This window comes from Paenibacillus shirakamiensis (assembly GCF_017874255.1).
GTDB lineage: Bacteria > Bacillota > Bacilli > Paenibacillales > Paenibacillaceae > Fontibacillus > Fontibacillus shirakamiensis.
Genome location: NZ_JAGGLD010000001.1, coordinates 559,794 through 586,416 on the forward strand (window position 1 = coordinate 559,794; position 26,623 = coordinate 586,416).

Consider the following 26,623-nt stretch of genomic DNA (forward strand, 5'->3'; position numbering starts at 1 on the left):
AAGGGCTGCTCTTTTTGACGTAAATGCTGTATATTACTTGGATTCTTTATAGTTGGTGTCAATACTTCTAGGATCTACAAAAGAATAACCTTTTTCCTCGAGTCTCGTAAGCAGATTGTCAAGTGCAGCCACAGTCCAAGGGAGTTCATGCATCAGAATATTAGATCCTGGGTGAAGCTGATCCAATACATTTTTTACGACAGTCTCTGGATTGTTAGTTCCTTTGCTTTTTAGAGTCCAGTCGAGTGAACCATTGGACCAGGTCATATATAATAAATGGTTGTCCTGAGCGACTTTGCGTCCTACATCCCCACCTTCACCAAAAGGAGGACGGAAGAATGTAGGGGTCTGGCCTGTCAATTCTTTCACCGCTTGCTGTACATCTTCAATTTGTTTTTTCACCTTAGCTTCAGGCTGTTTTTTCAGAGAAATATGATCCCAGCTATGATTGCCAATGATTTGATTTCGTTCATGAATCAGTTTAAGCAGATCTGGATTTTGTTTGACGCGATAACCATTTACGAAAAAGATAGCTTTGGCCTTATGTTTATCAAGAACATCAATTAGTCCGTCAATCATTACTTTTTCTTTGGGGCCATCGTCAAAAGTTAAAAGTACGACTTTCTTTTCAGTGCCTTCCTCATTAGGAACAATATTATATACTTTGTTCATGTGATATTTAAGAGGGATTTCGGCCGGGTCAGCAGGAGTTGTAGGTTCGGCAGTTGATGGTGTCGATGGCTTTGTGTTATCTACTGGAGTAGTAGGTGGCGTGGCTGGTTTGCTCACAGATTCTGGAGCAGGGGCTTGTGAGGAAGAATCACTTTTTTGACCACATGCGCTGAGGAGTAGGCTCAAAACTGCAACGACTAGTAACTTTTTGTTCAACAAAAGATTTCATCTCGCTTTCTATATTTATACCGCATGAATTGGCGGTATTTGGCTAACACTACATACGATTCTAACATACAAGGAGGTGTTTATCTTGAGTTCTTCCTCATTTATTGGCGGAGTATTACTGGGAGCAGCCGCGGTAATGTACGCTTCTAAGAAGAAATCTTCGATGCTTAGCGGCGCGGGCGGTGGAATAGGATCTGCAGCAAACTGGATGGGTCTAGCTAAACAAAAAACAGAGGGATCTTTTAATGGTACAGATTCCTATTCTAGTGGTTCTCAGACAAGCCAGGTGTCACCCAGTCCAAGCTCACAGAACAGCTCGGCACATACGAAGGAATCCAATCTGAAGTCAATTAAAGACATCATCAGAGGGAATCCTGAACTTCACAAAGAAGTGGAGCAAATTCTGAAAGACACCAACACAGTAATTCCTGGTTTGTAAACATGGACAACAAATTAGAATCATTTCTCAGATCCCTAAGGGTGAAGCGGAAATGATTCTTTTTTGTCAATATATTTACGTGCAATTGAATAAAATAAATGATAACATGATTACATAGAACCATTTCAAGCATCTAATAAGAACAGGAACTATTCTGTTTGATAACTTCGGCTTGGAGAGGAGGATCCTGTATGAAGATAGAAAGATTGGGCCAGGATAAGATACGGATTTTCCTCACGTTCGACGATTTAAGCGAGAGAGGGATTCAGAAAGAGGACATGTGGCAGGAAATACCTAAAGTCCATGACCTATTTACTGAAATGATGGATCAGGCTTATAGTGAAGTTGGCTTTGACGCCTCTGGACCTCTTGCTGTAGAAGTATTCGCATTACCCGCACAGGGTATGGTCGTCATAGTAACACGAGGAAAATATGAGAATCAACAATTTGGATCCCTGCATGAAGATGAGATGCCGGAAGAGATTTATGAAATGGAAGTCACGCTAGAACTAAGTGATGCGATTGTCTACGCATTTAGTGACTTCGAGATTCTGATTGAAGCGGCGCATGTATTACAGCCTTCAATAACAGATGCCGGCAGATTATTTAATTATAAAGGTAAATGGATTCTGCACCTTGAACCTGAAGACCTTGATGAAGTGAAGCATCCGGCACTGATTGCCGTGCTAGCAGAATATGGAGAGTCTACTTCAGTTACACCTGCTGTTCTTGAGGAATACGGTAAGCTCGTTATGCCTGAGAATGCAGTTCGTGTTATCTGTGAACATTTCAAAAGACAATCCTAAATTGTACAACAGGCGGAAGCATATATTCTTCCGCCTGTAACTATGTAATGGCGCATTTGCAGAGGAGGAGAAGCCGTTGCTTTTTTTTTCGATAGGAACTGCAGCGGTGGCTCCGGGCATTGCCTTGTTAACCTATTTCTATCTCAAAGATAAATATGATTCCGAACCGCTTCATATGGTCATCAAAATATTTTTGCTAGGTTTTCTAATTGTTTTGCCCATCATGATTCTGCAGCGAGGACTAACCATCTGGTTAGGTGAGAATTCGTTCGTTGATGCTTTTGTTATATCTGCTGGAATAGAAGAATTAGTGAAATGGTTTGTACTGTATCATATGATCTATAATCACATGGAATTTGACGAACCCTATGATGGCATTGTGTATGCTACTGCTGTGTCGCTTGGCTTTGCTTCAGTTGAAAACGTGATTTTTGCATTATATCATCAGGCCACGATGGGAACATTATTAATTCGCGCCTTGCTTCCAGTTTCGGGACATGCGATGTTTGGAGTGATTATGGGTTATTATCTCGGACGTTCTAAGTTCCCTGGTACGAAGACAACCCGTTGGTTCATGGCTTGTTCATTAATTCTGCCTATATTCTGGCACGGCGTGTACGATTGGATTTTGGAGAACATTACGCAATACTGGTTATGGTATACAGTTCCATTAATGGCTTTTCTGTGGTTCGGTGGGATTGGCAAAATGTACCGTGCGAATAGCCGATCTCCGTTCCGTCTAACTCAGGCGGGTAGAGGAGATTAAGGTTACTAAATATTGGGCACTCTACTCTTAAAAAGAAGATGATATACATCATCAAATCTTAAAGAGAGGGTGCTTTTTTGTTGCGAGTAAAAGTGAAAATTACTTGTTTGGCATGTGGGGAACGGTTTATTTTACGAGGATTAAAACACAATGGACGGATTGAAACGGGATTTAAGCAGTGCCTATGTGATAACAAAGATCTCTTCGATTTGGAAGAAGAGGATCTGTAATGCTTAACCTTGGATGATATGCATAAAGCTTCTTTCTTCTTGTCACACTAAGGACAGTTCATTGAAGAAAGGAGCACGTGACATATGTATGCAAGAATCAGTGGGGTCTTATTCCCAGTTGCAACTGTTTTGCTAGTAGGGGCTTTAATATGGGGGTACCAGGAGAATCAGGAGAAGAATTCTATCCTTATTAAAGCGGAAAATCAATATCAACGCACTTTCCACGATTTGTCTTATCACGTAGATCGTCTGCATGGTGAGCTTGGGAATACGCTTGCTGTGGCTTCAACCTCGAATTCAATGCATCGTAAAGGCCTAATGAATGTGTGGCGTATCACTAGTGAGGCTCAAAACGAGATTAATCAACTCCCGCTAACGCTGCTGCATTTCAATAAGACAGAAGATTTTTTATCTCGGATTTCCCGCTTTTCTTACCAGACAGCCAATCGTGATTTAACAAAGAATCCCTTGACCTCTAAAGAGATGAGCAACCTTAAAGCGCTGTACAAAAACTCCAACGAAATTTCTTCGGAAATTCAAAAAGTTCAAAATAAAGTCATCGATAAGCACTTGCGTTGGATGGATGTAGAAACAGCACTGGCCAGTGAGCAAAAGGCTCAGGATAATACCATCGTAGATGGTTTTAAGACTGTAGATAAGCGGGTGGGAGAATATCCTGAATTAGACTGGGGACCTTCCGTATTGAGTATTTACAACAAAAGATCAGTCAAAAAACTCGAAGGCCCCTCTACAACCATTGAACAAGTGAAGCAAAAGGCGGCCTCGTTCTCTGAGACGAACCATGCAGCAACTATTAAAGTCATTGAGAATGGGAAAGGGACCGAATGGGCTTCTTTTACAGCGTCTATGCCAGGTAAACGTTCAGGAGAGTCATTGTCTATGGACTTTACTCGTAATGGGGGACATCTCCTTTCATATAATGACAATCGTCAGCTTGGAAAAGCAACCCTTTCAGATCAGGAAGCGCATGAGAAGGCAAAACAGTTCCTGAAAAGCAAAGGCTATGGCGACATGGAGACGGTGGTATACGATAAATTAGGGAATATCGCCAATCTTACGTTCGTCTCTAAAAAAGGTGATGTCTACATCTACCCAGAGAAACTGTCCGCAAGGGTAGCCTTAGACAATGGACAAATCATTGGACTTCAGACAAGTGACTATGTCTATGAGCATCAAAACGATAACAAAGTTACTACGCCAAAGCTTACATTAGCTCAAGCACAAAAGTTTTTGAACTCCGATCTTAAGGTGACTTATCATCGCACGGCTTTAATTGAGAATGACCAAGGCGAGAAAGTCATGACTTATGAATTCGGTGGTCGTATCAACGGGTCACAGTATCGAATTTTCTTGAATGCCGATAATGGTCAGGAAGAAGCGGTAGAAGAAATTAGAGATGGACGTAAAGAAACCACGCTGAAATAAACAACTTTGAAGGACATCTTCCTATGGGGTAAGGGAGGTGTCTTTTGTCTTTAAAATGTTCTCGCACATTCAGCTTTGCATGCTATAATTACCAACATATACATATAAAATTCCTGTGGCGGTGAGAAGGTTGTTTCCTAAGATTAATGACCACGTATACATTCAAATTGCATCAGAGATAGAGAAAGAAAATAAGCAAGAATACAAATCGAGAATTGCTGAAATGGAAGATGATTCCATACTAATGGAAGTGCCAATCCCTGTAGAAGGCGGGAAAATGAAGAAACTATATATGGGCGATGAATTGTCCATGTATTTTGTCAATGATGAAGGGGTTAAGCACTATTTTAATACATATGTACTTGGCTATAAGAGTGACAATATTCAGTTAGTTCGAATTCGTAGGCCTGAACTGGATTCCATTACAAAAGTGCAACGTCGTAATTTTTTGAGAGTAATTGCTGAACTTGAAGTCGCTGTACGTACTGAAAAAAATGTGAGATTTATTGCGCTTACGGAGGATGTAGGTGGAGGGGGGATCTCATTTTATGTGGATCCTACTTATAAGCTGAATGAGGAAGAGCTTCTGCATTGCTGGGTATTGCTTCCTTACAAAAATGGTACCATTGAACATGTGCCTATCGAGACGGAGATTGTAAGAATGAAAAAGCTTGAGACTGGCCGTAATCTAGTAATGCTAAAGTTCCGTAACATCGCCGATATTGAGCGCCAAAAATTAATTCGCTATTGTTTTGAGCGCCAGTTCGATTTTCGTAATCGTTAAAAGACTCCATATAACTATGTTAAATAGGCATAAACTAGGGATTCGCCGGGAAAAGTATAGGCATTAACTTGAAGGGCGTGTTGCCTATGAGCAAGACTAAAAATGAAGAAATAAATGAAGATATAGAGCCCTTTGAGGCTCTTTTTCTTTCATTTAGCGATCAGATGAATCACTTTATTGTAAAGCCTATTTTTCTGTTTGTTGTACTTCTCTTTCTGTTTCAAGGATTGCTTAAAATCCCAGTGCTTAAGCCTTATTTGTCCTCTGCAGATCATTATGAAGGTGACGTGCTACCCCCGTTAAATCGTGTTTTGGAAAAATCATCAAGGCACTGAAGGCTTTTGCATCCCCTCTTGTTGTGTGGTATAATTTTCACGTCGCAGGCAATGCCTGCTTTTTTAATGAGGCTTTGTTGAGGAGGAATGCCCCGTTGAAGTCAGAATCTAACGGGAAAATCAACATTGCCATCGACGGGCCTGCCGGAGCCGGCAAAAGTACGATCGCCCGCATGGTGGCAAGTGCTTTGTCCTACATATATGTGGACACAGGTGCTATGTATAGAGCAGTGACCTGGTATATGATTCAGCATGGAATTGAACCTGACGAAGAGCAAGAAGTGCTTCAAACGGCTCAAAACTTGGTTATTCAATTAATACCTGGTGTAGATGGCCAGAAAGTGCTTGTTAACGAGGAGAATGTAACCACTCTCATTCGTTCACTCGCAGTGAATGCCAAAGTGTCCCGATATGCGCAAATCGAGGGGCTGCGCACTCAGCTGGTATCGCTGCAGCGGCAAATGGCTTTGCGCAAAGGCGTCGTTATGGATGGACGTGATATCGGCACTACAGTACTCCCGGATGCAGAAGTGAAGATTTTCATGACAGCAACTGTACAGGAGCGAGCAAGGCGTCGTTATATGGAATTGAAAGATTCCGTATCGATCACGCTGGAGCAACTGGAGCATGACATTGCAGCACGAGATCATTTGGACGAACAACGTGAGATTTCTCCGCTTCGTCAGGCAGATGATGCCATCTGGATGGACACAACCGAGATGAATACTTTGGAAGTTACCGAAGCTATTGTATCTCTAGCACAACGCAGTGGATGGAGAGAGGAAAGCAAATGATTTATACGGTATGCCGTGCCCTTCTTAGATTAATCTATAAGCTCCTGTTCAGACTTCGTGCAAGTGGACTTGAGCATATTCCTGAAGAAGGTGCTGTAATTCTCTGCTCTAACCACATCAGCAATTTTGACCCGCCAACGATTGGGATTTTATTGGATCGAAAGGTTCATTTTATGGCAAAGGCCGAATTGTTTGAAGTACCTGTGCTTGGTCCTCTGATTCGGAATCTTGGAGCATTTCCCGTCAAACGTGGAGGTGTAAGCAAGGAATCTATCAAAACAGCGCTCAACTTATTACGAAGTGGCAATATTATGGGGATATTCCCTGAAGGAAGCCGTAATCAAAGTGAGAATGCGAATGCGATGGGGAAAAAAGGTGCTGCAAGTTTTGCTTTGCGTAGTAACGCGGTTGTTATCCCTGTAGCAATTATAGGCAATTATAAAATGTTTAAAAAAACGAAGGTAGTCTACGGCGCGCCTGTGGATTTGTCAGAATTCAAAGATGCTCCTTCTGGAGAAGCACTTGATCTGGCCACCGAGAAAATTATGGTTCATATCGCGGAGCTTAAAGCCCGCGGCTAGAAGACCCACACTTAACCGGGTCAAGACCATGCATGAAGATCGGGAACATATGGAAAGCTACAACAATATTGCATGTTTTGAACTCCGCTTCCTGCGGGTTTAAATAAATGGGGTTTTGAATTGAGGAGGGTATTGAGATGTCGGAAGAAATTAAAGATCAGCATGATGCTGAAGTGACAAATCAAGATGAATTGGAGCAAGTCGTGTCCTTGAAAAAAGGGGACACCGTCAAAGGATCGATTGTTAAAGTCGAGGACAACCAAGCTTATGTAAGCATTGGATATAAATATGACGGTGTAATTCCTATTCGTGAATTATCATCGGTTCACTTGGATAACGCTTCGGATGCCGTAGAAGTAGGACAAGAAGTTGAAGCTAAAGTAGTTAGCATTGACGACGAGAAAGAAAGACTTGTTCTTTCCAAACGTGCCATTGATAGCGAAAATGCATGGGAAGTTCTTCAACAACGTTTTGACAACAAAGAGACTTTCGAAGTTACAGTTGCTGACGTTGTTAAAGGCGGTATTGTTGCGGACGTTGGTGTTCGTGGCTTTATCCCGGCTTCTATGGTTGAACGTCATTTCGTTGAAGATTTCATCGAATACAAAGGTCGTACACTTCGCGTAAAAGTGAAAGAAATTGACCGTGAGAACAATAAAGTAATCTTGTCTGCAAAAGAAGTGTTGGACGAAGAATTCGAATCCAACAAGCAAAAGTTGATCGGCGAAATTAAAGAAGGTCAATTGATTGACGGTAAAGTTCAACGTCTAACTCAATTCGGCGCTTTCGTTGATGTAGGCGGCGTGGATGGTTTAGTTCACGTATCCGAAATCGCTTGGAACCATATTGACAAACCTGCGGATGTTCTTTCTGAAGGAGACGCAGTTAAAGTTAAGGTTCTAAAAGTAGATCCTGAAAAAGGCAAGATTAGCTTGAGTATCAAGGCTGCAACTCCGGGACCTTGGGAAACAGCTGCACAACAATTTAACACTGGAGACATCATCAGTGGTGAAGTAAAACGTTTGGTTACTTTCGGTGCATTTGTTGAAATCGCTCCGGGCGTAGAAGGTTTGGTTCATATTTCCCAAATCTCCCACAAACATATCGCTACACCTCAAGAAGTTCTCAAAGAAGGCGAAACCGTTCAAGTTAAAGTGTTGGACGTGAACTCTTCTGAGAAACGTGTTAGCTTGAGCATCAAAGAAACTGAAGAAGCTCCAGCGCAATCTGCTAAGCCTGAAAGAAGCGAAAGAAGAGGCGGCGGTGCGGATCGAGTGAACCGTGAGGATATCAACAACAATCCTAACGTTTCTCTAAGCAATCAAGGTCTAAGCGTAACGCTTGGAGACATTTTTGGCGACAAGTTGAGCAAACTTAAATAGTCTTAAACTACTATGTAAAGTAATCGGCGGACTCGGTGACGAGTTCGTCGATTTTTTTATATCCCTGTAAAATTGGGAATGGATGGGTTAGCCAAGCAAGTTATTTTTTGCTATGATGGTTAACGAAAACAAAAAGTCTAGGTTTACAAAATTGTTTTGCATGGCAAAACTTTAACTATAGTTTGTCAGTATTAAATGTAAACAGTTCTACGTAAACTTTTTAGGAGGAGTTCATTATGGCAAGACCCGTTGTGGCTATAGTAGGTCGCCCAAATGTGGGCAAGTCTACCGTCTTCAACCGTATAATCGGCGAAAGATTGGCCATTGTGGAAGATAAGCCAGGCATTACCCGTGATCGTATTTATGGTATTGGGGAATGGAATGGCAAATCATTCAGTATTATTGATACCGGGGGTATCGAACTGGATGGGGAAGATATGATCCTTAAGTCAATCCGTATGCAAGCAGAACTTGCGATGGAAGAGGCAGATGTTATTGTCTTTATGTGTGATGCGAAATCTGGTCTCACGCAATCCGATGAAGAAGTAGCGAATTTGTTATATCGATCAGGCAAACCCATTGTCATTGCTGTGAACAAAGTAGACAATATGGAGAGAGCCGATCATATTTACGAATTTTACAACTTAGGATTTGGAGATCCCATCGGTGTATCAGGAAGTCATGGTATGGGCGTAGGCGATCTACTAGATGCGATTGTAGAGAAGCTTCCTGAGCTTGAAGAAGAAGAATATGATGAAGACGTTATTCGTGTGGCTCTCATAGGAAGACCAAATGTGGGTAAATCATCTCTGGTGAATGCTATCCTTGGAGAAGAGCGAGTGATTGTAAGTGATGTGGCAGGAACTACACGCGATGCGATTGATACTCCTTTTGAAAAAGATGGTCAGCGTTATGTGTTGATTGACACAGCTGGGATGAGAAAACGCGGCAAGGTTTATGAGACTACGGAAAAATATAGTGTCATGCGAGCGATGAAAGCGATTGAACGCGCAGATGTGGTTCTGATTGTTATTAATGGCGAAGAAGGAATCATTGAACAGGACAAACATATCGCAGGATATGCATATGAAGCTGGAAGAGCCTCAGCATTTGTAGTCAATAAGTGGGATATTGTTGAAAAAGATGATAAGACCATGAAAAACTTCGAGCAGAAGATCAGAGATCATTTCTTGTTCATGACGTATGCTCCGGTTGTGTTCTTGTCTGCTCTGACGAAGCAACGCTTACAAAAGTTGCTTCCTGTCGTGAAGCATGTCGCTGAACAACACAATAGACGCGTGCAAACCCATCTATTAAATGATGTTATCTCCGATGCGGTAGCCATTAACCCACCACCTACGGATAAGGGCCGCAGAATGCGGATCAACTATGCTACGCAAGTTACTGTCAAACCACCGACTATCGTTGTTTTTGTTAATGATCCGGATTTGATGCATTTCTCATATGAACGTTATTTAGAGAATAAGATCAGAGCAGCCTTTGATTTTGAAGGAACGCCGATTCGTTTGTTCACACGACGCAAGTCTGATGAAGGTTAGGGGAGAAAGTTTGTGATTCCATCCGTTATTGCAGTCATTATCAGCTATTTATTGGGCTCTGTCAGCTTTAGTGTTTTGCTGGCACGCCTCTTGAAAGGAATTGATATTCGTCAGCACGGCAGCGGAAATGCTGGTGCTACCAATACGCTTAGAATATTGGGAAAAGGACCAGCCATTCTAGTACTTGTACTGGATGTCCTTAAAGGAATTGCCGCTGTGTGGCTTGGCCGATGGCTGGGCAACGGATCCGAATGGATCCCTTCTCTTTGCGGTATCGCGGCTATTATTGGACATAATTGGCCGCTTTATTTTCGTTTTCGTGGTGGGAAGGGGATTGCCACAACGATTGGTGTGATGGTTACACTCGCCTTTGGTCCAGCATTATGGGCAGGTTTGATTGCCATTATAGCTATTATATTAACCCGTTATGTTTCACTAGGTTCCTTATTGTTTGTAGGATTTACACCCGTATTTTTGGCGATCGCAGGAGATACGGGACCTTATTTCTGGACCAGCATTATTATTGGGGTTTTTGCTTTTTGGAGGCATCGAACCAACATAGTAAAAATTGTGCATGGAAAAGAGAACAAACTCGGGTCCAAGGGAGGAAAACGTGTTGTTTAAAAAAGCAGCTGTTCTTGTAGCAGGAAGTTGGGGGACGGCCCTAGCCAGTGTGCTTGCCGATAAGGGAATTCAGGTCCATATGTGGACCCGGAATGAACAGCAAATGAACGAGATAAATACCAAGCATAGCAATCAACGCTATTTGCCGGATATAACTCTTTCTCCTCTAATTACAGCATTTACAGATATGAAAGAAGCTCTACATGAAGTAGAAGCCGTCATTATTGTGGCCCCTTCTTCTGCCATAAGAGAGGTTTCGAAGCAACTTAAACCGTACTGGCATGAAGATATGTTAGTGGTTCATGCTACTAAAGGCTTTGAGACGGAATCGATGAAGAGAATTTCAACGGTAATCTCCGAAGAGCTTGGCTGCAGTGAAGGTCATATTGTTGTACTCTCTGGACCAAGCCATGCAGAAGAAGTTGTGAAGAAATGTCCAACGACCGTTGTTGTTGCATCTCTTGAAGAAGCTCAGGCCAGACGTGCTCAAGACTTATTTATGAATACTTACTTTAGAGTGTATACAAATCGTGATCTAGTTGGTGTTGAACTTGCGGGTGCTCTTAAGAACATCATCGCTTTAGGAGCAGGGATGTCAGATGGGCTAGGTTTTGGAGATAACGCTAAAGCTGCCTTGTTAACTAGAGGGCTAGCCGAAATCACGCGCATTGGTGTGGAGATGGGTGCGAACCCTTTGACATTCTCAGGACTTGCAGGAATTGGTGACTTAGTGGTTACAGCAACAAGTCAACATAGTCGGAATTGGCGTGCTGGCTCTTTGCTCGGACAGGGCAAACCCTTGCAAGAAGTTCTGAATTCTATGGGCATGGTAGTAGAAGGAATTCGAACTACGAAGGCAGCTAGGGCTATTTCAAAGAAATATGGTGTTCAGATGCCGATTGCTACACAGATCTATCATGTGCTGTTCGAGGATATGGACACTAAGACGGCTGTAGAGGCTCTCATGGGCCGAGATAAGAAGAATGAGATGGAAATGATGTCTCAAGAAACCTATGAGCAGTGGCATACCTAATAGCCTACACCCTTTTCGGCAGGAACTCATACACTGAGTGTGACGACTGCCGGAGGAGGGGAGAACATGAACAAGAGCATTTCTAAAGACGCCCTGAACGCGATTAACAAAAAGACAGGGAAAACGATCACGGAAGGCGCTGTGAAGAAACTTGCCAGCACGGTGAAACCTTCGACACTTCAGAGTGAAGCGCAGCTTCGCCAATTAATCAAACAAGTGTCTGCTATGGCTAAGGTTCCGGTCTCAGATGCAACGATGAATGAAATCGTGGGTGCTGTAAAGAAAAGTGGAATGAACCCTAGCAACATGGAAGCATTAATGAAGTTAATGATCAAAAAATAAAATCATTCTTGAATAGGCATTATGCCAACGAAGACTCTGCATTTTAGGATGCAGAGTCTTTTTGATCTGTGCTTTTTCGTAGCCCTTTTAATAGGGGGATGCTATAATATGATTCATATCATGATATATTGGGGGAACTTTTTCATGGATGCAATGACAAAAATGTGGCTATCCATCGCGGCTATTCTCGTTATGGGCTTGTCCGTTTTTTTAATTACGTTTGCCAGGTCCAAGACGAAAGGCTGGGTTAGGGGTATACTGTCACTTATCGCATTTCTTATTATGGTTACAGGTTTTTTAGTCGGTGTCGTATCCATAACTTAACATTACATCAACAGAATTAGGGCATAAAGTGAGGTACCATGGATGGAAGTAGAGTGGCAGATACAATCTAATGCATTATCTGAATCCTTGACGAAGCTTGCTAGGCATTTAGAGGATGAGCAAGACTGGCTCATTGGAGGCAGTTGTAGCCTATGGTTGCAAGGTGTTCAAGTTCATCAACCCCCGAGGGATATTGATATTTATATGGATGAACAGGATATCGGAAATGTACATAACAAGCTTAATTACATGGCTTTGGATACTCCTCGTTTGGACACATCTGGAATATATAAATCTATATTAAGCCATTATGAAATTGGGAACTATACCGCAGAGTTGGTTGGAGGATTCGAAGTTCGAAGTGGAGGAAGTCACTATTGTGTGAATATTCGAGGTCTGCTCAAGCAGGAGGCTCCGACTCTTCAAATGAATGGACACCATCTTTATCTTATGCCACTTGCGCATGAATATGTTTTTAATTTGCTTAGAGATCGACCTGATCGGTACGTGCCTATAGCCGAGGTTTTGAAGAACAATGCTAATAAGCATAGAGCTCTTTTGTTGGAAATACTTCAATCCAATCGCTGGTCAAAGGCACATCGTGCTTCTATTTTGGATGTAATAGGCTAAGTAGTGGTTATACAAAATTGCAATACATACTTCAAGGAAAGGACGTGCGTATTATGGACTATGAGATATCGTTCGGTCCTCAGAACAAGACCGTAAAGGTTCGTCCTGGGACAACGGTACTTCAAGCGGCACGTCAAGCTCGGATATTCATAGCTACACGGTGTGGTGGTAATGCGGGATGCCTTATGTGCAAGGTGAGTATAGGAGAAACTTCGTCCTCTTTTTCTTCACCTGAAAGAGCAGAACTTCACAAATTAGGAGAATTGATTGATCAAGGGACCCGGCTTGCTTGTCAGGCCAAAATCGTTGGGAACGGTCATGTAGATCTGCCAGAAGATCCTTTGAAAGCTGCGGTCCGTCGCCAACTTGAAATGCAGCAAAATGATGATCTTTGGTGAAGTAATTTAGATAAAGGGTGAATTCGGTTGAATACATGGTATGGAATTAGAGTTCTACGCACAACTGTTCTGATGACGGTATGCGCCCTGTTCATCCTTTCTATGAGTGGATGCATGTATCCGGGCAAAAATGGAGGACAGCAGGCCTCTTACCGCGAGAGTGTGGACCGCGTACAACGGGCTGTAGATCAGTTTCAGAAGGAAACGGGTATTTTACCTATTGTGACAGCTTCTGAGGATACGCCAAAATACGAGAAATACAAAGTCAATGTGGATCAACTCCAGAAGAAAGGATTCATAGACGAGATCCCCTCTTCTGCGTATGAAATGGGTGGTTCGGTCTACTTCTTAATTCAGAACGAAGAGATCAAGCCTACGGTCAAAGTGATGGACCTGATTACAGTGCAGAAGACTAATGATGTTCAGAGGTTAGTAACGAAATATAAGAGCGCGCATGCTGGCAAACTTCCAGAGTTTAAGGAACAATCTCCTGGAATTTACACCGTGGATTTGAAAGTTTTAAATGGAGAATCTTATGCATGGACGAGCTTTTATTCCAACCAGATTGTGGATTTTATAATGGACAAAAAAGGAATTATATATCCAGATTATGCCTTTGATCTTATGCAAGCTGTTCAAAAATCCGGAACAAAACCTGAGCTTGGAAAAGATATTCGGGATCTTTTATTAGATCAATCCTACTATGTTCCCGTCCGTTCTTTGCCTTATTATTGGGTCAATAATCAGCCTGTTCCACAGCCAAATCTATAATAGATAAGACTCCTTTAGGGGTCTTTTTTTTGTGATTTACTATATATTAAATGCATACTCCCGACTGCTCCACATACATATATTCTATGGCGGAAAATGCTGAGGGATAGACTCTCATGGCTAGCTAGAAGCGTGCTATTCTATGCATTCTATCGGAATATTTCAGTCATATTTTCTCAACTGGTACATATGATGGTACTAGTCCTAAGGCATGTACGAGTTAACGCCGCTTCGTTCTTTTTTCTCCAAGCGACTTCCGGCGGCGGACACGGGCAAGGGCAACTGCGCTCTGCCGTTGCAACAGTAATTAAGATTGTGGTGAATAACGAAGCGGATGCTCTCAAAAGCATTTTTCCTTCGGCGAAATTTGAGGAGGGGATTTCATTGGCATTGGAGAAAGTGGATATTTTTAAAGACATCGCAGAGCGGACCGGCGGAGACATCTATCTAGGTGTTGTCGGTGCAGTGCGAACGGGTAAATCAACCTTTATAAAAAGGTTTGTAGAGACTGTAGTTCTCCCAAATATTACTAACGAAGCTGATCGCGTTCGTGCAGTAGATGAACTTCCACAAAGTGCAGCAGGCAAAACAATCATGACCACGGAGCCCAAATTTGTGCCAAATAACGCGGTTCAAATTAAGGTGGATGAAGGGCTTGAAGTCAATGTAAGACTGGTCGATTGCGTAGGCTATGCAGTCGAAGGAGCCAAAGGATACGAAGATGAGAACGGTCCTCGTATGATTTCTACTCCTTGGTTCGAGGAACCTATTCCTTTTCAGGAAGCGGCGGAGATTGGGACTCGTAAAGTCATTCAAGAGCACTCCACACTAGGTGTTGTAGTCACCACAGATGGGACAATTGCAGATATTCCCCGTTATTCCTATATAGAGTCCGAAGAACGTGTTATAGAGGAACTCAAAGAAGTGGGGAAACCGTTCGTCTTAATTATTAATTCGACACGCCCTCGGAGCGAAGAGGCTCTTCAACTTAGAAATGAGTTGGCTATAAAATATGATATTCCTGTATTGACACTTAGTGCGGCAACTATGACTGAGGAAGACGTAACGGGTGTTCTCAGAGAAGTTCTGTATGAGTTCCCTGTTCATGAAGTTAATGTTAATCTTCCTAGTTGGGTAATGGTTCTTAATGAGAACCACTGGCTACGTAGCAATTATGAGAATTCTGTCCGAGATACAGTGAAGGATATCCGTCGTTTGCGTGATGTCGATAGAGTAGTGAGTAATTTCCTAGAGTATGAATTTATTGATCGTGCCGGACTCAGTGGCTTAAATATGGGGCAAGGAGTTGCAGAGATTGATTTGTTCGCCCCAGATGAGCTATATGATCAGATTCTAACCGATGTGGTTGGAGTTGAGATCAGAGGCAAAGATCACCTGCTACAATTAATGCAAGACTTTACCCATGCGAAGCGCGAATATGATCGTTTTGCTGAGGCACTTGAGATGGTTAAGACAACGGGCTACGGAATTGCTGCTCCTTCTTTAGCAGAAATGGCTCTCGATGAACCTGAGCTGATACGCCAAGGATCTAGATTTGGTGTGCGGCTAAAAGCCACGGCTCCATCTATTCACATGATTCGAGTCGACGTGGAATCGGAGTTCTCTCCTATCATTGGTACGGAGAAACAAAGTGAAGAACTTGTACGCTATCTCGTGCAAGATTTCGAGAGTGATCCGATTAAAATATGGGAATCTGACATCTTTGGTCGCTCGCTTCACTCTATCGTAAGAGAAGGCATACAGGGTAAAATAGCGCTAATGCCAGATAATGCTCGCTATAAATTACAAGAAACTTTAGGGCGAATTATCAATGAAGGTTCAGGTGGATTAATCGCTATCATCCTTTAACTACATTAGCTTTTGCCGGTCCATTTTAGCGGTGGATCGGCTATTTTTATGCGAAAAAGCATACTAATCGCAAGCCAGAAGCGGATTATCCCTTGAAATTATGTTGTAGGTGTATTACTATAAGTTTGTTCTTCCGAAGATATGTATATTTTCGGTCAAAACGGAAACACAGTATAGCAGAGAAGAAGTTATTCCTTTTCGGGGAGGTGAAACAGGATGAATAAATCAGACTTGATCGCACACGTGTCCGAATCTACGGAACTATCCAAAAAGGATGTTACCAAAGCAGTTGATGCGGTATTTGAAGCTATTTCCGAGGCTCTTCAAAACGGAGATAAAGTACAATTAGTGGGATTTGGCAACTTTGAAGTTCGTGAACGTTCCGCACGCAAAGGACGCAACCCACAAACCGGAGAGGAAATCGAAATCCCTGCGAGTAAAATTCCCGCTTTCAAACCGGGTAAAGCACTCAAAGACGGAATCAAATAAGATTTCTACATACTTTCCGAACCCAAAGACCGTGAGCAGATGTTCACGGCCTTTTCTTTCTTTTTAGAAGATTCGTAGGATTCGTGGAGGTGTAAGAGCATGGAAGAGCAAGAACAGAAAAATACAGAGTACTTTGTCATTAAGGCGAAAGAACAAGGTGTTCAAGTCATTGGCTTAACAAGAGGCAAGGATACCCGGTTTCATCATACGGAGAAATTGGACAAAGGTGAAGTGCTGATCGCGCAATTCACTGATCATACTTCTGCTGTAAAAGTACGGGGCAAAGCCATCGTCATGACGAAACATGGAGTAGTAGATACAGAAGAGTAAAGGCAGGCTTAGCCTGCCTTTTTTTAATCGCAAGAGTCACCCTTAAGATTCCAGTGCTTTTGAACGTTCTTCCTTTTGGGCAAACTGTATACAATGAGGTATAGCGCTTTATTGTACGTGCCAGGGGCACGAGCCCAAGAGAAGAAGGTGTAGGCATGGGGAAATGGCGATGGATATGGCTAATGATATGCGGAACAATAATTATAGCGATTATGATGGCAGGCTTTACGAATTTAGGGAAGAAAAACCACAAAAATGATGCTCAGATGGTATTTGCTCAAGGCGAGAAGCCGGGACTCCTTTCAGAGGACAATCTGGTGGATGCGATGATTATGCTCCCTCTTTCGCTCCCCCTATCAAAGGCAGATCTGAATGATCACATGTTGTCTGTAGATTTAAAAATAACCAAAAATAATACACACATGTCACGTGTTTATTTGAATATAGCAGCTTTGATTCGTTTTGCCTTTGAGCGTACAAGCAACATCAATCAGTTATTGATTAGAGTCATGGCCGAAGATGAATGGGTAGGGGAAAAGCATTTGCTACTCGCAGCTGACATTCGTCGAGATGAATGGCCAGAGTTGGCCCTTGAGGAACTTGAAGCACTGGGAGACCAAGAGTTGACCCCTGAAATTAAAGGTTGGTTCAGATTTACAGAGACGAATTTATGGAAAACTCGCTTTGTCCCTTAAAGTATAGAAAGGACTAAGCGAAGGATTCATTCAGACTTCGTGCGCACCCCATGAACTTATGCTATAATATATAAGATTAAGACACGGAAAATGACATCGTCAGTATAGAGCGGCTCGGAGGCACAGAATGAAACCTTATCGCATATCTGAATTGGCAACTAAATACGTCGGATACGACATGATTACGGCTCACACGGAACTTCCGCCTTTTGCGGATATCCGTGTTCATTTGCTTTACGCCTATCTATCGAACTCATCGGCCTTTCGGCCAGATGATATAGAATCGATTGTATTGGCAGTCTATCTGGTTCAACTTGGACTAGATACCCATGATTTAATTGACCCGGAGGATATTCGTAAAGAAGAATCTCTGATGAGGGCTAGGCAGTTAAATGTTTTAGCGGGAGATTATTTTAGCAGCTCATTTTATGAATTATTATCTAAAGTGGGCGAGATTCAGTTGATTTCCACACTAAGTCAAGCTGTGTCGGAAGTGAACCGAAAGAAAGTGAATTTGTATACAAAGCTCGGTATTCATAATCTGACAGCTGAGGAATATCTGCATGACAAAGCGGAGCTCAAACAAGAGCTATTTCATACATTCAGCTCGCGCCTGAACTCAGACCTCATTCATAGCTATCTTGAACTTCTTTCTGAACTTAGTGTGATTGAAACCTTACAAGAAGAACGTACGGCGATGAACTCAGGTTCTTTGTATGTCTCGCAACTGCTGAGTATGCAGGTGGACACGCACGTTGATAGGGATGAATTTACCGTAGAGGCCTGGAGCACTATGCTGGATACATACAGTGTGGAATCTCATTTGGATAGCAAAATCCAATTATCAATTCAGCGAATTCAAAGCATTGTGGGGGAATGTTCGGATCTTAGACTTCGCGAAGAATTAATTCGAATTGTTAACCCTATCTTTGTAGGCATGGAACAATCAGGCAAGGTGTCCTAGAGAAAGGTGAGGTAAGCCCATTGGAATCACAATCGTCAAAACAAAAAGAGCAATTTGTACATTCGGTATTTCAGAGCATCGCCCCAAAATATGATCTGATGAATGATATTCTTAGCTTCCGACGGCATAAGGCGTGGCGGAAGTTCACCATGAAGAAAATGGCGATGGCTCCTGGAGATACAGCAGTAGATTTATGCTGTGGCACTTGTGATTGGACTATCAGTATGGCTCAGGCTAGTGGTGGCAAAATTTCAGGTCTTGATTTCAGTGACAATATGCTGAAGGTCGGACATGCCAAGGTAAATCAGCTACACCTAGAGCAACAGATTGATCTTGTACAAGGCAATGCGATGGAACTTCCCTATGCCAGCAATACATTTGATTATGCAACGATAGGTTTTGGTCTACGCAATGTTCCTGATTTACGTAAAGTGTTAAGCGAAATGAACCGCGTAGTCAAACCTGGAGGCATGGTTGTTTGTCTAGAATTATCCAAGCCTACATGGCAACCGTTCAAAGGCATTTATTATTTTTACTTCCAGCAAATTCTTCCTTGGCTTGGTAAATTTTTCGCTAAACGTTATGAACAGTACAAATGGTTGCCAGATTCTTTAGCTCAATTTCCAGGACGTCATGAACTGTCTCAAATATTTTCCGAAACGGGTCTTACACAAGTTAAGGCTTACCCTCTCACCGGTGGTATAGCCGCATTACATATTGGGATTAAGGTGAATTCAGATGTTTAAAAAGACGGTTGTTTTTCTTCAAATGATTAAATTCGAGCATACCATTTTTGCACTTCCTTTCGCTTTTATGGGCGCACTTTTAGGTTCAATGGTGGTACTTGGGCATCTACCGTCCTGGCCTCAGATGGGCTGGGTGCTAATGGCTATGTTCGGAGCACGAAGTGCGGCAATGGGACTTAATCGGCTGATTGACCGTGTAAGCGACAAGAAAAATCCGCGTACAGCAGGACGAGCTATACCTGCGGGTCTTCTGAAGATTAGTGAAGTAATTATTTTTATCGCGGTTTCATTCATTCTTCTGTTTTGGGCAGCCTCAAACTTGAATTCTTTGTCCATGAAGTTGTTGCCGATTGCAGTCTTTATGTTAGTCATCTATTCCTTCACCAAAAGATTTACATGGCTTTGTCACGTTGTGCTGGGCCTAACTATTGCGCTCGCTCCATTAGGTGGCTGGGTTGCAGTTACTGGGGAAGTAAGTGCGGCAGCGATGGTCTTTTATTTCACTATTACGTTCTGGGTAGCAGGTTTTGATATTGTTTATGCTTGTCAAGATATTGACTTTGATCGTAAGGAAGGACTTAACTCAATTCCTTCACGCTTCGGTGTAGCTAATTCTTTAATCATTGCCAAAGTATTTCATATCGTAACTGCACTTGGATTTGTAGGGTTATTCTTAATGATCGACTTGGGATGGTGGTACGCAGCTGGAATGCTGATTGCCTATTTAATTCTCTTCTATGAGCACTACATTGTATCGCCCAAAGATCTTAGTCGCTTACAAACGGCTTTCTTTTGGATGAATGGGGTGCTTAGTATTGTAGTATTCGGGTTCACGTTCATTGATTTGTTGGTGAATCGATCATGACAACGAACTCGACAACTTTGACCTCTTCAGATGTGAACAAAACTTATGTCGTAGGTATAACTGGAGCTAGTGGCTCTATTTATGGCGTAAAATTAATAGAAGTATTATTAAGTCTGGGTTTCACAGTGCACATTATCATTTCTAATGCAGGGTGGCGCGTCATCAAAGAAGAACTACACTGGCAGACCTCAGACCGAGAAGCGGTTCTTGCTGAGAATTTCAGCAATCTTCCGGGAAGCTATCAGTATCATCCTGTCGCCGATATTGGCGCTTCTATAGCCAGTGGTTCATTCCGAGTTGATGGCATGATCATTATGCCTTGCTCCATGGGAACGCTATCCTCTATTGCGCAAGGGGCTTCGGAGAACTTAATGACACGAGCAGCAGATGTGATGATGAAAGAAGGACGTGCGCTGGTTCTTGTGCCTAGAGAGACACCGTTACATGCTATTCATTTAGAAAATATGCTTAAGTTATCTCGCTTAGGCGTGAAAATGATCCCGGCTATGCCGGCCTTTTATTTTGGCCCGAAGACCATTGATGATTTGGTTGCCTTTCTTGTGGGTAAAGTACTGGACAGTATCCACATAGATCATAGTCTTTTTACTAGATGGGGGGGACAGCCATGAACCCATCACATTGTGTACGTATGGGACAGATCGACTATACTAATGTGTGGCCCGTATTTCACTATTTTGATTCATCAAATCTTTCTGAACCCGTTGAACAGATCATTAAAGTTCCGGCCGTGCTAAATCAAATGATGCTTAGTGGATCACTAGATATAGCTCCGATTTCTTCTTTCGCTTATGGGGTAGGAGAAGAGGAGTTGCTCATTCTTCCGAATCTTTCCGTAAGTTCGGACGGTTCAGTTCATTCCATATTGTTATTTACCAGAGAACCACTGGAGCAAATTGTGAATGGGCGTTTTGCCTTAACGAATACTTCTGCTACCTCAATTAATCTGTTGAAGATCATTTTAGAGAAAGCTCTAAAGGGCACTCCGTCGTATTGGGATAGTGCTCCTGATCTAGAACAAATGATGAAGAATAGTGATGGTGCTTTGTTAATCGGTGATCATGCAATTCGCGCTTCATGGACAGATCATGGTTATATCGTTACGGATTTGGGGGAATTCTGGAAAAGATGGACTGGATACGGTATGACTTTTGCACTCTGGACCGTGACCAAGACCTTCGCAGAGAATCATCCGCGCATGGTAGATGAAGTTGTTCAAGCCTTTGAAGAAAGCAGACGCAGGAGTAAGCAGAACATGGAGCCTGTTATTCAGCGTTCTATTCAAGTAATTGGAGGAACGGAATCATATTGGCGTCATTATTTCAATCATCTCAGACATGATTTTAGTGCGAAAGAACAAGCAGGACTTGCATTATATTTTAGATATGCATATGAAATGGGACTCCTTCGCAAGGAAGTTCAATTGAATATATGGAGTGACAATAAGCTGACACGGGTGAAAGAATGAAAATATTAGATATTTTCGGTACATTAAAAAAGGATATTGACTACGTCGAACAGCGACTTTATAGCAGTATCGATGTAGACCAGAAGTTACTGAGCGAAACTTCTCTTCATTTGCTTAAAGCAGGTGGGAAAAGATTACGTCCTGTATTTGTACTTCTGGGCGGTAAATTTGGTCATTACGATTTGGAACGATTGCTGCATGTTGCCGTTCCACTAGAGCTTATTCACTCTGCTTCATTAGTGCATGACGACGTGATTGATGATGCTAGTACTCGTCGCGGCAAAGCTACAGTTAAATCAAAATGGGATAACAAAATCGCCATGTATACAGGCGATTATATTTATGCTAAGGCACTGACGCTAGTGTCCAAACTGGAAAATCCTATGATTCACCGAATATTATCCAAGGCACTCGTACAGATGTCTATCGGTGAGATGGAACAAATTCGAGATTTTTTCAATACGGATCAATCCATTCGCAATTATTTATTAAGAATTCGTCGTAAAACCGCTTTATTAATTGCAGTGAGCTGCCAGCTCGGAGCTGTAGCAGCTGAAGCCCCTTTAGAGATCAGTAGACTTTTATATCGATACGGATACAACGTGGGAATGGCCTTCCAGATTCGAGATGACCTACTAGATCTAAAAGGAACAGAAAAGCAACTGGGCAAACCGCCAGGAAGTGATATGCGTCAGGGCAATATTACTTTACCTGTGCTTTATGCACTGCAAGATCCCGCACTTAGAGAAGAACTGTTGCAAGAACTTGCTAATATTCATGCGAAAGATGGTTCAGCAGACACCTCTAGAGCTATTCAAATGATCTTGGGAAGCGACGGTATTCAAAAGGCCGAACAGCTTGCGGATCGCTACATTGAAAAGGCACTTGCTGCGCTTCATCATCTCAAAGACAACAAAGCCAAAAAACATTTGCAGGAAATTGCTTATTTTGTCAACAGAAGGGCCTACTAGACCCTTATCACCTAAAGTTATATCTGCTAAAATATGGAGTGAGATCGCCTGATGTATAGATATATGGAACAGGCGGCGACCATTTAGGAGGGTTACCTATGGAACGTACGTTTTTAATGGTTAAACCAGATGGTGTTCAGCGCGGCTTAGTAGGTCGAATCATTACTCGTCTGGAAGACAAAGGACTGAAGCTTGTAGCTGCCAAACCTGTACAAGTTACCGAAGAACAAGCGAAAAAGCATTATGCAGAACATGAGGGTAAGGCTTTCTACGATAATTTAGTGAGGTTCATTACCTCCGGCCCTGTCTTTGCGATGGTATGGGAAGGCGACGAGATTGTGACTTTATCTCGAATTGTTATAGGTAAGACGAATGTGACAGAGGCTCAGCCCGGAACGATCCGTGGTGACTATGCGGCGCATACGCCTTCTAACTTGATTCATGGTTCGGATTCTGTGGAGAGCGCAGAAAGAGAGATTGCTAATTTCTTCGCTCCGCACGAAATCTTAAGTTATAAGAAAAGCACGGATTCGTGGATCTAAGTCGGCCTATTGTAGCTCCGCCGGACAAGTCACAAGAATTCACGCAAGATCCCGATTACTCGGGATTTATTCGTCAAGTCAAACAGCATACCGGAATTGATCTCGCTCAATATAAAGAAGCCCAAATGAAACGTCGCCTAACTACACTCCGAATGAAGAATGGGTATACCTCATTTGATGACTTCTTTACAGCTATGATGCAGGATAAAAAGCTCTTTCATGAATTTTTGGACAAGATGACTATCAATGTATCTGAATTTTGGCGGAATCCTAATCGATGGGAGATTTTGCGTGATACGGTCCTTCCTGAATTGCTTGAAACGAAGCCACGCCTGAAAATTTGGAGTGCGGCCTGTTCTACGGGAGAGGAACCTTACACATTAGCCATGATTATGGCTGATTTAGGGCTTTTATCGCAGACCACTCTGGTAGCCTCTGATCTAGATGAAGGCGCACTTGCTAAAGCTAAGGAAGGTCTTTATCTGGATCGTTCTCTTAAGGATGTTCCTGCTCAGGTTGCTACACGTTATTTTCGTCCTGAAGGAGTGATGTTCCGGTTCGATGAGAATCTGAAAAAATCTGTCCAGTTCAAAAAGCAGAATTTGCTTTTGGATCGATTCGATCAGGACTTTGATCTCATTGTGTGCCGAAATGTGATGATTTACTTCACGGAAGAAGCCAAACACGACCTGTATATGAAGTTTGCTCAAGCCCTTCGCCCTGGTGGAATGCTGTTTGTAGGGAGTACAGAACAAATATTTTCGCCGGCCAAATATGGTCTAGAGACGTCCGAAACATTCTTTTATCGTAAAAAAATGGCTGGGATTTAAAGGTATATTCCTTCTGGCTAACTCCGATACTGTTACTAATTCAGTTCATCATCGGAGGCAGACTTATGGATAAAAGAAAAGTGATGGTGGCCTATCAGCGAGGGTTCCTCACACTGCATGAATGCGCCCAAATTCTTGGTGTGGAGGGAAAGCAGGTACATACATTGCTAAAGAATGCATCGGATACAGATCGGTTGAGTGTGCATTATGAGGCGACTGTTAATGATGGATCTCTAAGAATTAGCAATACATGAAAATACATCACGGCGTGTCATTCTCCCAGTGTGAGAATGTCGCGCCTTTTGTATGTAATGAGGAAGTAGCTCAGTTTTCTTGTCAAAAAGGCTTGACCATACTATAATGAGCAAAGAAATTATCGGATTTTAGCCTATTACAGTTTAAAAGTTTAAAGGGGGAAAGCATCATGAGTTTACGTTATTTAACGGCAGGAGAGACGCATGGACCGCAACTCACTGCGATTATAGAAGGATTGCCTAGTAATTTGGAACTTGATTTTGAAGCTTTAAATTTTCAATTGTTACGTCGTCAAAAAGGATATGGCCGGGGACGCCGGATGCAAATTGAAAAAGATACGGCCAAGATTGCAGGTGGGGTACGTCATGGATATACGACCGGAGCGCCTGTTGCCCTTATCGTAGAGAACAATGATTGGAAGCATTGGCAAAATATTATGAATATTGAGCCGATCGAAGGCTCTGATGAAGATAAGCGCCGTGTTCATCGTCCTCGTCCTGGACATGCAGATCTTAACGGAGGTCTGAAATACAATCTGAAGGACCTACGTAATGTACTGGAGCGTTCAAGTGCAAGAGAAACTGCAATTCGTGTGGCTTGCGGTGCGGTAGCTCGACAATTGCTAGCTCACTTTGGAGTTAAAATAGGCGGTCAAGTCATTCGTATTGGTGAAATTGAGGCTCCAGCACATCAACTAAGTCTAGATGAGTTAGTGGAAGCGACAGAGAAATCTTCTGTTCGTGTAGTTGATGCAGAAACAGAAAAGAAGATGGAAGCCTACATAGATCAAATTAAGCAAGATGGCGACTCCATTGGTGGCATTGTGGAATGTATTGTGGAAGGTGTACCCATTGGACTAGGAAGCCATGTGCAATATGATCGAAAATTAGATGGAAGAATAGCGCAAGCAGTAATGTCGATCAATGCTTTTAAAGGAGTAGAGATTGGAATCGGATTTGAAGCAGGTACGATCCCAGGTTCACAGGTCCATGATGAAATTCTCTATAGCGAAGAGCATGGTTACTATCGTGCTAGCAACCGTCTAGGTGGCTTTGAGGGCGGAATGACGAACGGAATGCCTTTAGTAGTGCGCGGCGTAATGAAGCCGATTCCTACACTATATAAGCCCCTTCAAAGCGTGGATATTGATACAAAAGAGCCATTCACTGCGCAAGTAGAACGTTCTGATGCTTGTGCGGTACCTGCAGCAAGTGTTGTTTTAGAAAGTGTAGTGGCTTGGGAAGTGGCTAAAGCCTTCTTGGAAAAGTTCGGTGGGGATTCCATTCAAGAAATTGAACGCAATGTGGAGAGTTACAAGGCCCAGTTGGAGAACTACTAATGAGAACATTAACTGTAGATTTAGGAGAACGATCTTATCCGATTATTATAGGGCGTGGACTGCTGAATACTGCGGCAGAGTATTTGTTGCAACAGTCCATTTCGAACCAAAGTTCACTTCTTTTAGTTACGGATGATCAAGTAGCCTCACTACATCTTGCTCCTGTTTTAAAGAGTTTAGAAGAGGCTGGGTTTAGCGTTACCGTATCGATTGTAAAGTCCGGTGAGCAGTCCAAATCTTTGGCTGTTTTTGAAGAAGTGATGACTAAGGCAATTGAAGCTGGGCTTGATCGTAACTCAGCAGTTCTTGCTTTAGGTGGAGGCGTAGTAGGAGACCTAGCGGGTTTTGTAGCGGCAACTTATATGCGAGGCATTCGTTTTGTTCAGCTTCCGACGACGATTTTGGCCCATGATAGTAGCGTTGGGGGAAAAGTTGCCGTGAACCACCCTTTAGCCAAAAATATGATTGGTGCTTTTCATCAACCAGAATTAGTCCTGTATGATGTAGATACATTAAAAACCCTTCCTGACCGTGAGGTAAGAGCTGGTTACTCTGAGATGATCAAGCATGGTTTAATCTGGGATGCCAGCTTCGCTGCATGGTGTCTTGCCCATGTTACAGAACTTCTCGAACTTCAGCCGGAAGCATTAGCGTATGGTCTTGAACAGGGCTGCGCTGTCAAGGCAATGGTAGTATCTCAAGATGAACGAGAAAATGGACTGCGTGCAATATTGAATTTGGGGCATACGATCGGCCATGCCATTGAGGCCGTAGCTGGATATGGGGAATATGTACACGGGGAAGCGATTGCTATAGGGATGATCGGCTCTGCCCTTATCGCTGTTGCTAGAGGAAGAGATATCCAAGTATATGAGGATACAAGGCGTCTGCTTAAGGCATTTGGACTACCTGTTTCCCTGTCTCCTCATGTGGATACCGAACAATTAATTGGTGCTTTACTTCATGATAAAAAGTTCAAAAATAATAAAATTGTGTTTGTGCTTCCGATAACGGTGGGTCAAGTTGAAATTGTGTCTGATATTAGCTTGGATGAAGTTAGGAATGCTATTGGGCAGTTAAAAAGGGAGGCAATCTAAC

33 protein-coding genes are annotated in these 26,623 nt (G+C 42.6%); 32 read left to right on the forward strand and 1 reads right to left on the reverse strand.

Annotation, left to right across the window (positions count from 1 at the left end; genetic code table 11):
• Positions 1–33: 33 nt before the first annotated feature.
• Positions 34–891, reverse strand: coding sequence for a polysaccharide deacetylase family protein (locus tag J2Z69_RS02625; RefSeq protein WP_425354974.1), 858 nt, complete (start codon positions 889–891; stop codon positions 34–36).
• A gap of 94 nt (positions 892–985) precedes the next feature.
• Between J2Z69_RS02625 and J2Z69_RS02630 the strand changes: the two genes are divergently transcribed.
• The 32 genes from J2Z69_RS02630 (at position 986) to aroB (ending at position 26,622) form a co-directional block, all read left to right on the forward strand.
• On the forward strand, positions 986–1,339 hold the full coding sequence (locus J2Z69_RS02630) for a hypothetical protein (RefSeq protein WP_209858889.1): 354 nt from the start codon (positions 986–988) through the stop codon (positions 1,337–1,339).
• Positions 1,340–1,530: 191 nt separating this feature from the next.
• Positions 1,531–2,145, forward strand: coding sequence for a genetic competence negative regulator (locus J2Z69_RS02635; RefSeq protein ID WP_209858890.1), 615 nt, complete (start codon positions 1,531–1,533; stop codon positions 2,143–2,145).
• A 76-nt stretch (positions 2,146–2,221) separates the two neighbouring features.
• Positions 2,222–2,911, forward strand: coding sequence for a glutamic-type intramembrane protease PrsW (gene prsW, locus J2Z69_RS02640; RefSeq protein WP_209858891.1), 690 nt, complete (start codon positions 2,222–2,224; stop codon positions 2,909–2,911).
• Between the two features lie 314 nt (positions 2,912–3,225).
• Positions 3,226–4,587 carry a germination protein YpeB gene (ypeB, locus tag J2Z69_RS02645; protein WP_209858892.1) on the forward strand — a complete coding sequence of 454 codons (1,362 nt, stop codon included), beginning with the start codon at positions 3,226–3,228 and terminating at the stop codon, positions 4,585–4,587.
• A 130-nt stretch (positions 4,588–4,717) separates the two neighbouring features.
• Entirely contained in the window at positions 4,718–5,371 is a 654-nt protein-coding gene (locus J2Z69_RS02650) for a flagellar brake protein (RefSeq protein ID WP_209858893.1), read from the forward strand.
• Positions 5,372–5,457: 86 nt separating this feature from the next.
• Positions 5,458–5,706 (forward strand): hypothetical protein, encoded by a 249-nt coding sequence (locus tag J2Z69_RS02655; RefSeq protein ID WP_209858894.1) that lies wholly within the window; start codon positions 5,458–5,460, stop codon positions 5,704–5,706.
• A gap of 95 nt (positions 5,707–5,801) precedes the next feature.
• Entirely contained in the window at positions 5,802–6,500 is a 699-nt protein-coding gene (gene cmk, locus J2Z69_RS02660) for a (d)CMP kinase (protein WP_209858895.1), read from the forward strand.
• On the forward strand, positions 6,497–7,081 hold the full coding sequence (locus J2Z69_RS02665; protein ID WP_209858897.1) for a lysophospholipid acyltransferase family protein: 585 nt from the start codon (positions 6,497–6,499) through the stop codon (positions 7,079–7,081). The genes cmk and J2Z69_RS02665 overlap by 4 nt, the downstream gene beginning before the upstream one ends.
• A 137-nt stretch (positions 7,082–7,218) precedes the next feature.
• On the forward strand, positions 7,219–8,463 hold the full coding sequence (rpsA, locus tag J2Z69_RS02670) for a 30S ribosomal protein S1 (protein WP_209858899.1): 1,245 nt from the start codon (positions 7,219–7,221) through the stop codon (positions 8,461–8,463).
• A gap of 236 nt (positions 8,464–8,699) precedes the next feature.
• Positions 8,700–10,022 (forward strand): ribosome biogenesis GTPase Der, encoded by a 1,323-nt coding sequence (gene der / locus J2Z69_RS02675; RefSeq protein ID WP_209858901.1) that lies wholly within the window; start codon positions 8,700–8,702, stop codon positions 10,020–10,022.
• A 12-nt stretch (positions 10,023–10,034) separates the two neighbouring features.
• On the forward strand, positions 10,035–10,646 hold the full coding sequence (gene plsY / locus J2Z69_RS02680) for a glycerol-3-phosphate 1-O-acyltransferase PlsY (RefSeq protein WP_209858904.1): 612 nt from the start codon (positions 10,035–10,037) through the stop codon (positions 10,644–10,646).
• Positions 10,639–11,679, forward strand: a complete 1,041-nt coding sequence (locus tag J2Z69_RS02685; protein WP_281069375.1) for an NAD(P)H-dependent glycerol-3-phosphate dehydrogenase — start codon at positions 10,639–10,641, stop codon at positions 11,677–11,679. Before plsY ends, J2Z69_RS02685 begins: the two co-directional genes overlap by 8 nt.
• A 66-nt stretch (positions 11,680–11,745) precedes the next feature.
• A complete protein-coding gene (locus J2Z69_RS02690) occupies positions 11,746–12,021 on the forward strand; it encodes a stage VI sporulation protein F (protein ID WP_209858908.1) in 276 nt (91 codons plus the stop codon).
• 144 nt (positions 12,022–12,165) lie between these two features.
• Entirely contained in the window at positions 12,166–12,345 is a 180-nt protein-coding gene (locus J2Z69_RS02695) for a DUF2768 family protein (protein ID WP_209858909.1), read from the forward strand.
• Positions 12,346–12,387: 42 nt separating this feature from the next.
• A complete protein-coding gene (locus tag J2Z69_RS02700) occupies positions 12,388–12,975 on the forward strand; it encodes a nucleotidyltransferase family protein (protein ID WP_209858910.1) in 588 nt (195 codons plus the stop codon).
• Positions 12,976–13,028: 53 nt separating this feature from the next.
• Positions 13,029–13,373 (forward strand): 2Fe-2S iron-sulfur cluster-binding protein, encoded by a 345-nt coding sequence (locus tag J2Z69_RS02705; protein WP_209858911.1) that lies wholly within the window; start codon positions 13,029–13,031, stop codon positions 13,371–13,373.
• A 27-nt stretch (positions 13,374–13,400) separates the two neighbouring features.
• On the forward strand, positions 13,401–14,144 hold the full coding sequence (locus J2Z69_RS02710) for a DUF3939 domain-containing protein (protein ID WP_245338925.1): 744 nt from the start codon (positions 13,401–13,403) through the stop codon (positions 14,142–14,144).
• A gap of 390 nt (positions 14,145–14,534) precedes the next feature.
• The gene (gene spoIVA, locus J2Z69_RS02715) at positions 14,535–16,013 is read left to right on the forward strand and encodes a stage IV sporulation protein A (RefSeq protein ID WP_209860455.1); all 1,479 of its coding nucleotides are present in this window, start codon (positions 14,535–14,537) and stop codon (positions 16,011–16,013) included.
• A 216-nt stretch (positions 16,014–16,229) separates the two neighbouring features.
• Complete coding sequence (locus J2Z69_RS02720; RefSeq protein WP_209858912.1) at positions 16,230–16,502, forward strand: HU family DNA-binding protein; 273 nt, start codon at positions 16,230–16,232, stop codon at positions 16,500–16,502.
• A gap of 99 nt (positions 16,503–16,601) precedes the next feature.
• Positions 16,602–16,832 (forward strand): trp RNA-binding attenuation protein MtrB, encoded by a 231-nt coding sequence (gene mtrB / locus J2Z69_RS02725; protein WP_209858913.1) that lies wholly within the window; start codon positions 16,602–16,604, stop codon positions 16,830–16,832.
• Between the two features lie 155 nt (positions 16,833–16,987).
• Positions 16,988–17,527 (forward strand): hypothetical protein, encoded by a 540-nt coding sequence (locus J2Z69_RS02730; protein WP_209858914.1) that lies wholly within the window; start codon positions 16,988–16,990, stop codon positions 17,525–17,527.
• Between the two features lie 127 nt (positions 17,528–17,654).
• Positions 17,655–18,491, forward strand: coding sequence for a heptaprenyl diphosphate synthase component 1 (locus tag J2Z69_RS02735; RefSeq protein ID WP_209858916.1), 837 nt, complete (start codon positions 17,655–17,657; stop codon positions 18,489–18,491).
• A gap of 20 nt (positions 18,492–18,511) precedes the next feature.
• The gene (locus J2Z69_RS02740; protein ID WP_209858918.1) at positions 18,512–19,237 is read left to right on the forward strand and encodes a demethylmenaquinone methyltransferase; all 726 of its coding nucleotides are present in this window, start codon (positions 18,512–18,514) and stop codon (positions 19,235–19,237) included.
• Complete coding sequence (locus tag J2Z69_RS02745; protein ID WP_209858920.1) at positions 19,230–20,102, forward strand: UbiA-like polyprenyltransferase; 873 nt, start codon at positions 19,230–19,232, stop codon at positions 20,100–20,102. Before J2Z69_RS02740 ends, J2Z69_RS02745 begins: the two co-directional genes overlap by 8 nt.
• The gene (locus tag J2Z69_RS02750; RefSeq protein WP_209858922.1) at positions 20,099–20,731 is read left to right on the forward strand and encodes a UbiX family flavin prenyltransferase; all 633 of its coding nucleotides are present in this window, start codon (positions 20,099–20,101) and stop codon (positions 20,729–20,731) included. Before J2Z69_RS02745 ends, J2Z69_RS02750 begins: the two co-directional genes overlap by 4 nt.
• A complete protein-coding gene (locus tag J2Z69_RS02755; protein WP_209858924.1) occupies positions 20,728–21,588 on the forward strand; it encodes a menaquinone biosynthetic enzyme MqnA/MqnD family protein in 861 nt (286 codons plus the stop codon). The genes J2Z69_RS02750 and J2Z69_RS02755 overlap by 4 nt, the downstream gene beginning before the upstream one ends.
• Positions 21,585–22,559 carry a polyprenyl synthetase family protein gene (locus J2Z69_RS02760; protein WP_209858926.1) on the forward strand — a complete coding sequence of 325 codons (975 nt, stop codon included), beginning with the start codon at positions 21,585–21,587 and terminating at the stop codon, positions 22,557–22,559. Before J2Z69_RS02755 ends, J2Z69_RS02760 begins: the two co-directional genes overlap by 4 nt.
• Before the next feature lie 98 nt (positions 22,560–22,657).
• Entirely contained in the window at positions 22,658–23,101 is a 444-nt protein-coding gene (gene ndk, locus J2Z69_RS02765; RefSeq protein WP_209858928.1) for a nucleoside-diphosphate kinase, read from the forward strand.
• The gene (locus J2Z69_RS02770; RefSeq protein ID WP_209858929.1) at positions 23,092–23,931 is read left to right on the forward strand and encodes a CheR family methyltransferase; all 840 of its coding nucleotides are present in this window, start codon (positions 23,092–23,094) and stop codon (positions 23,929–23,931) included. The genes ndk and J2Z69_RS02770 overlap by 10 nt, the downstream gene beginning before the upstream one ends.
• A gap of 65 nt (positions 23,932–23,996) precedes the next feature.
• Positions 23,997–24,185 carry a hypothetical protein gene (locus tag J2Z69_RS02775; protein ID WP_209858931.1) on the forward strand — a complete coding sequence of 63 codons (189 nt, stop codon included), beginning with the start codon at positions 23,997–23,999 and terminating at the stop codon, positions 24,183–24,185.
• A gap of 170 nt (positions 24,186–24,355) precedes the next feature.
• A complete protein-coding gene (gene aroC / locus J2Z69_RS02780; protein ID WP_209858933.1) occupies positions 24,356–25,525 on the forward strand; it encodes a chorismate synthase in 1,170 nt (389 codons plus the stop codon).
• On the forward strand, positions 25,525–26,622 hold the full coding sequence (aroB, locus tag J2Z69_RS02785) for a 3-dehydroquinate synthase (RefSeq protein WP_209858935.1): 1,098 nt from the start codon (positions 25,525–25,527) through the stop codon (positions 26,620–26,622). Before aroC ends, aroB begins: the two co-directional genes overlap by 1 nt.
• Position 26,623: the final 1 nt, after the last annotated feature.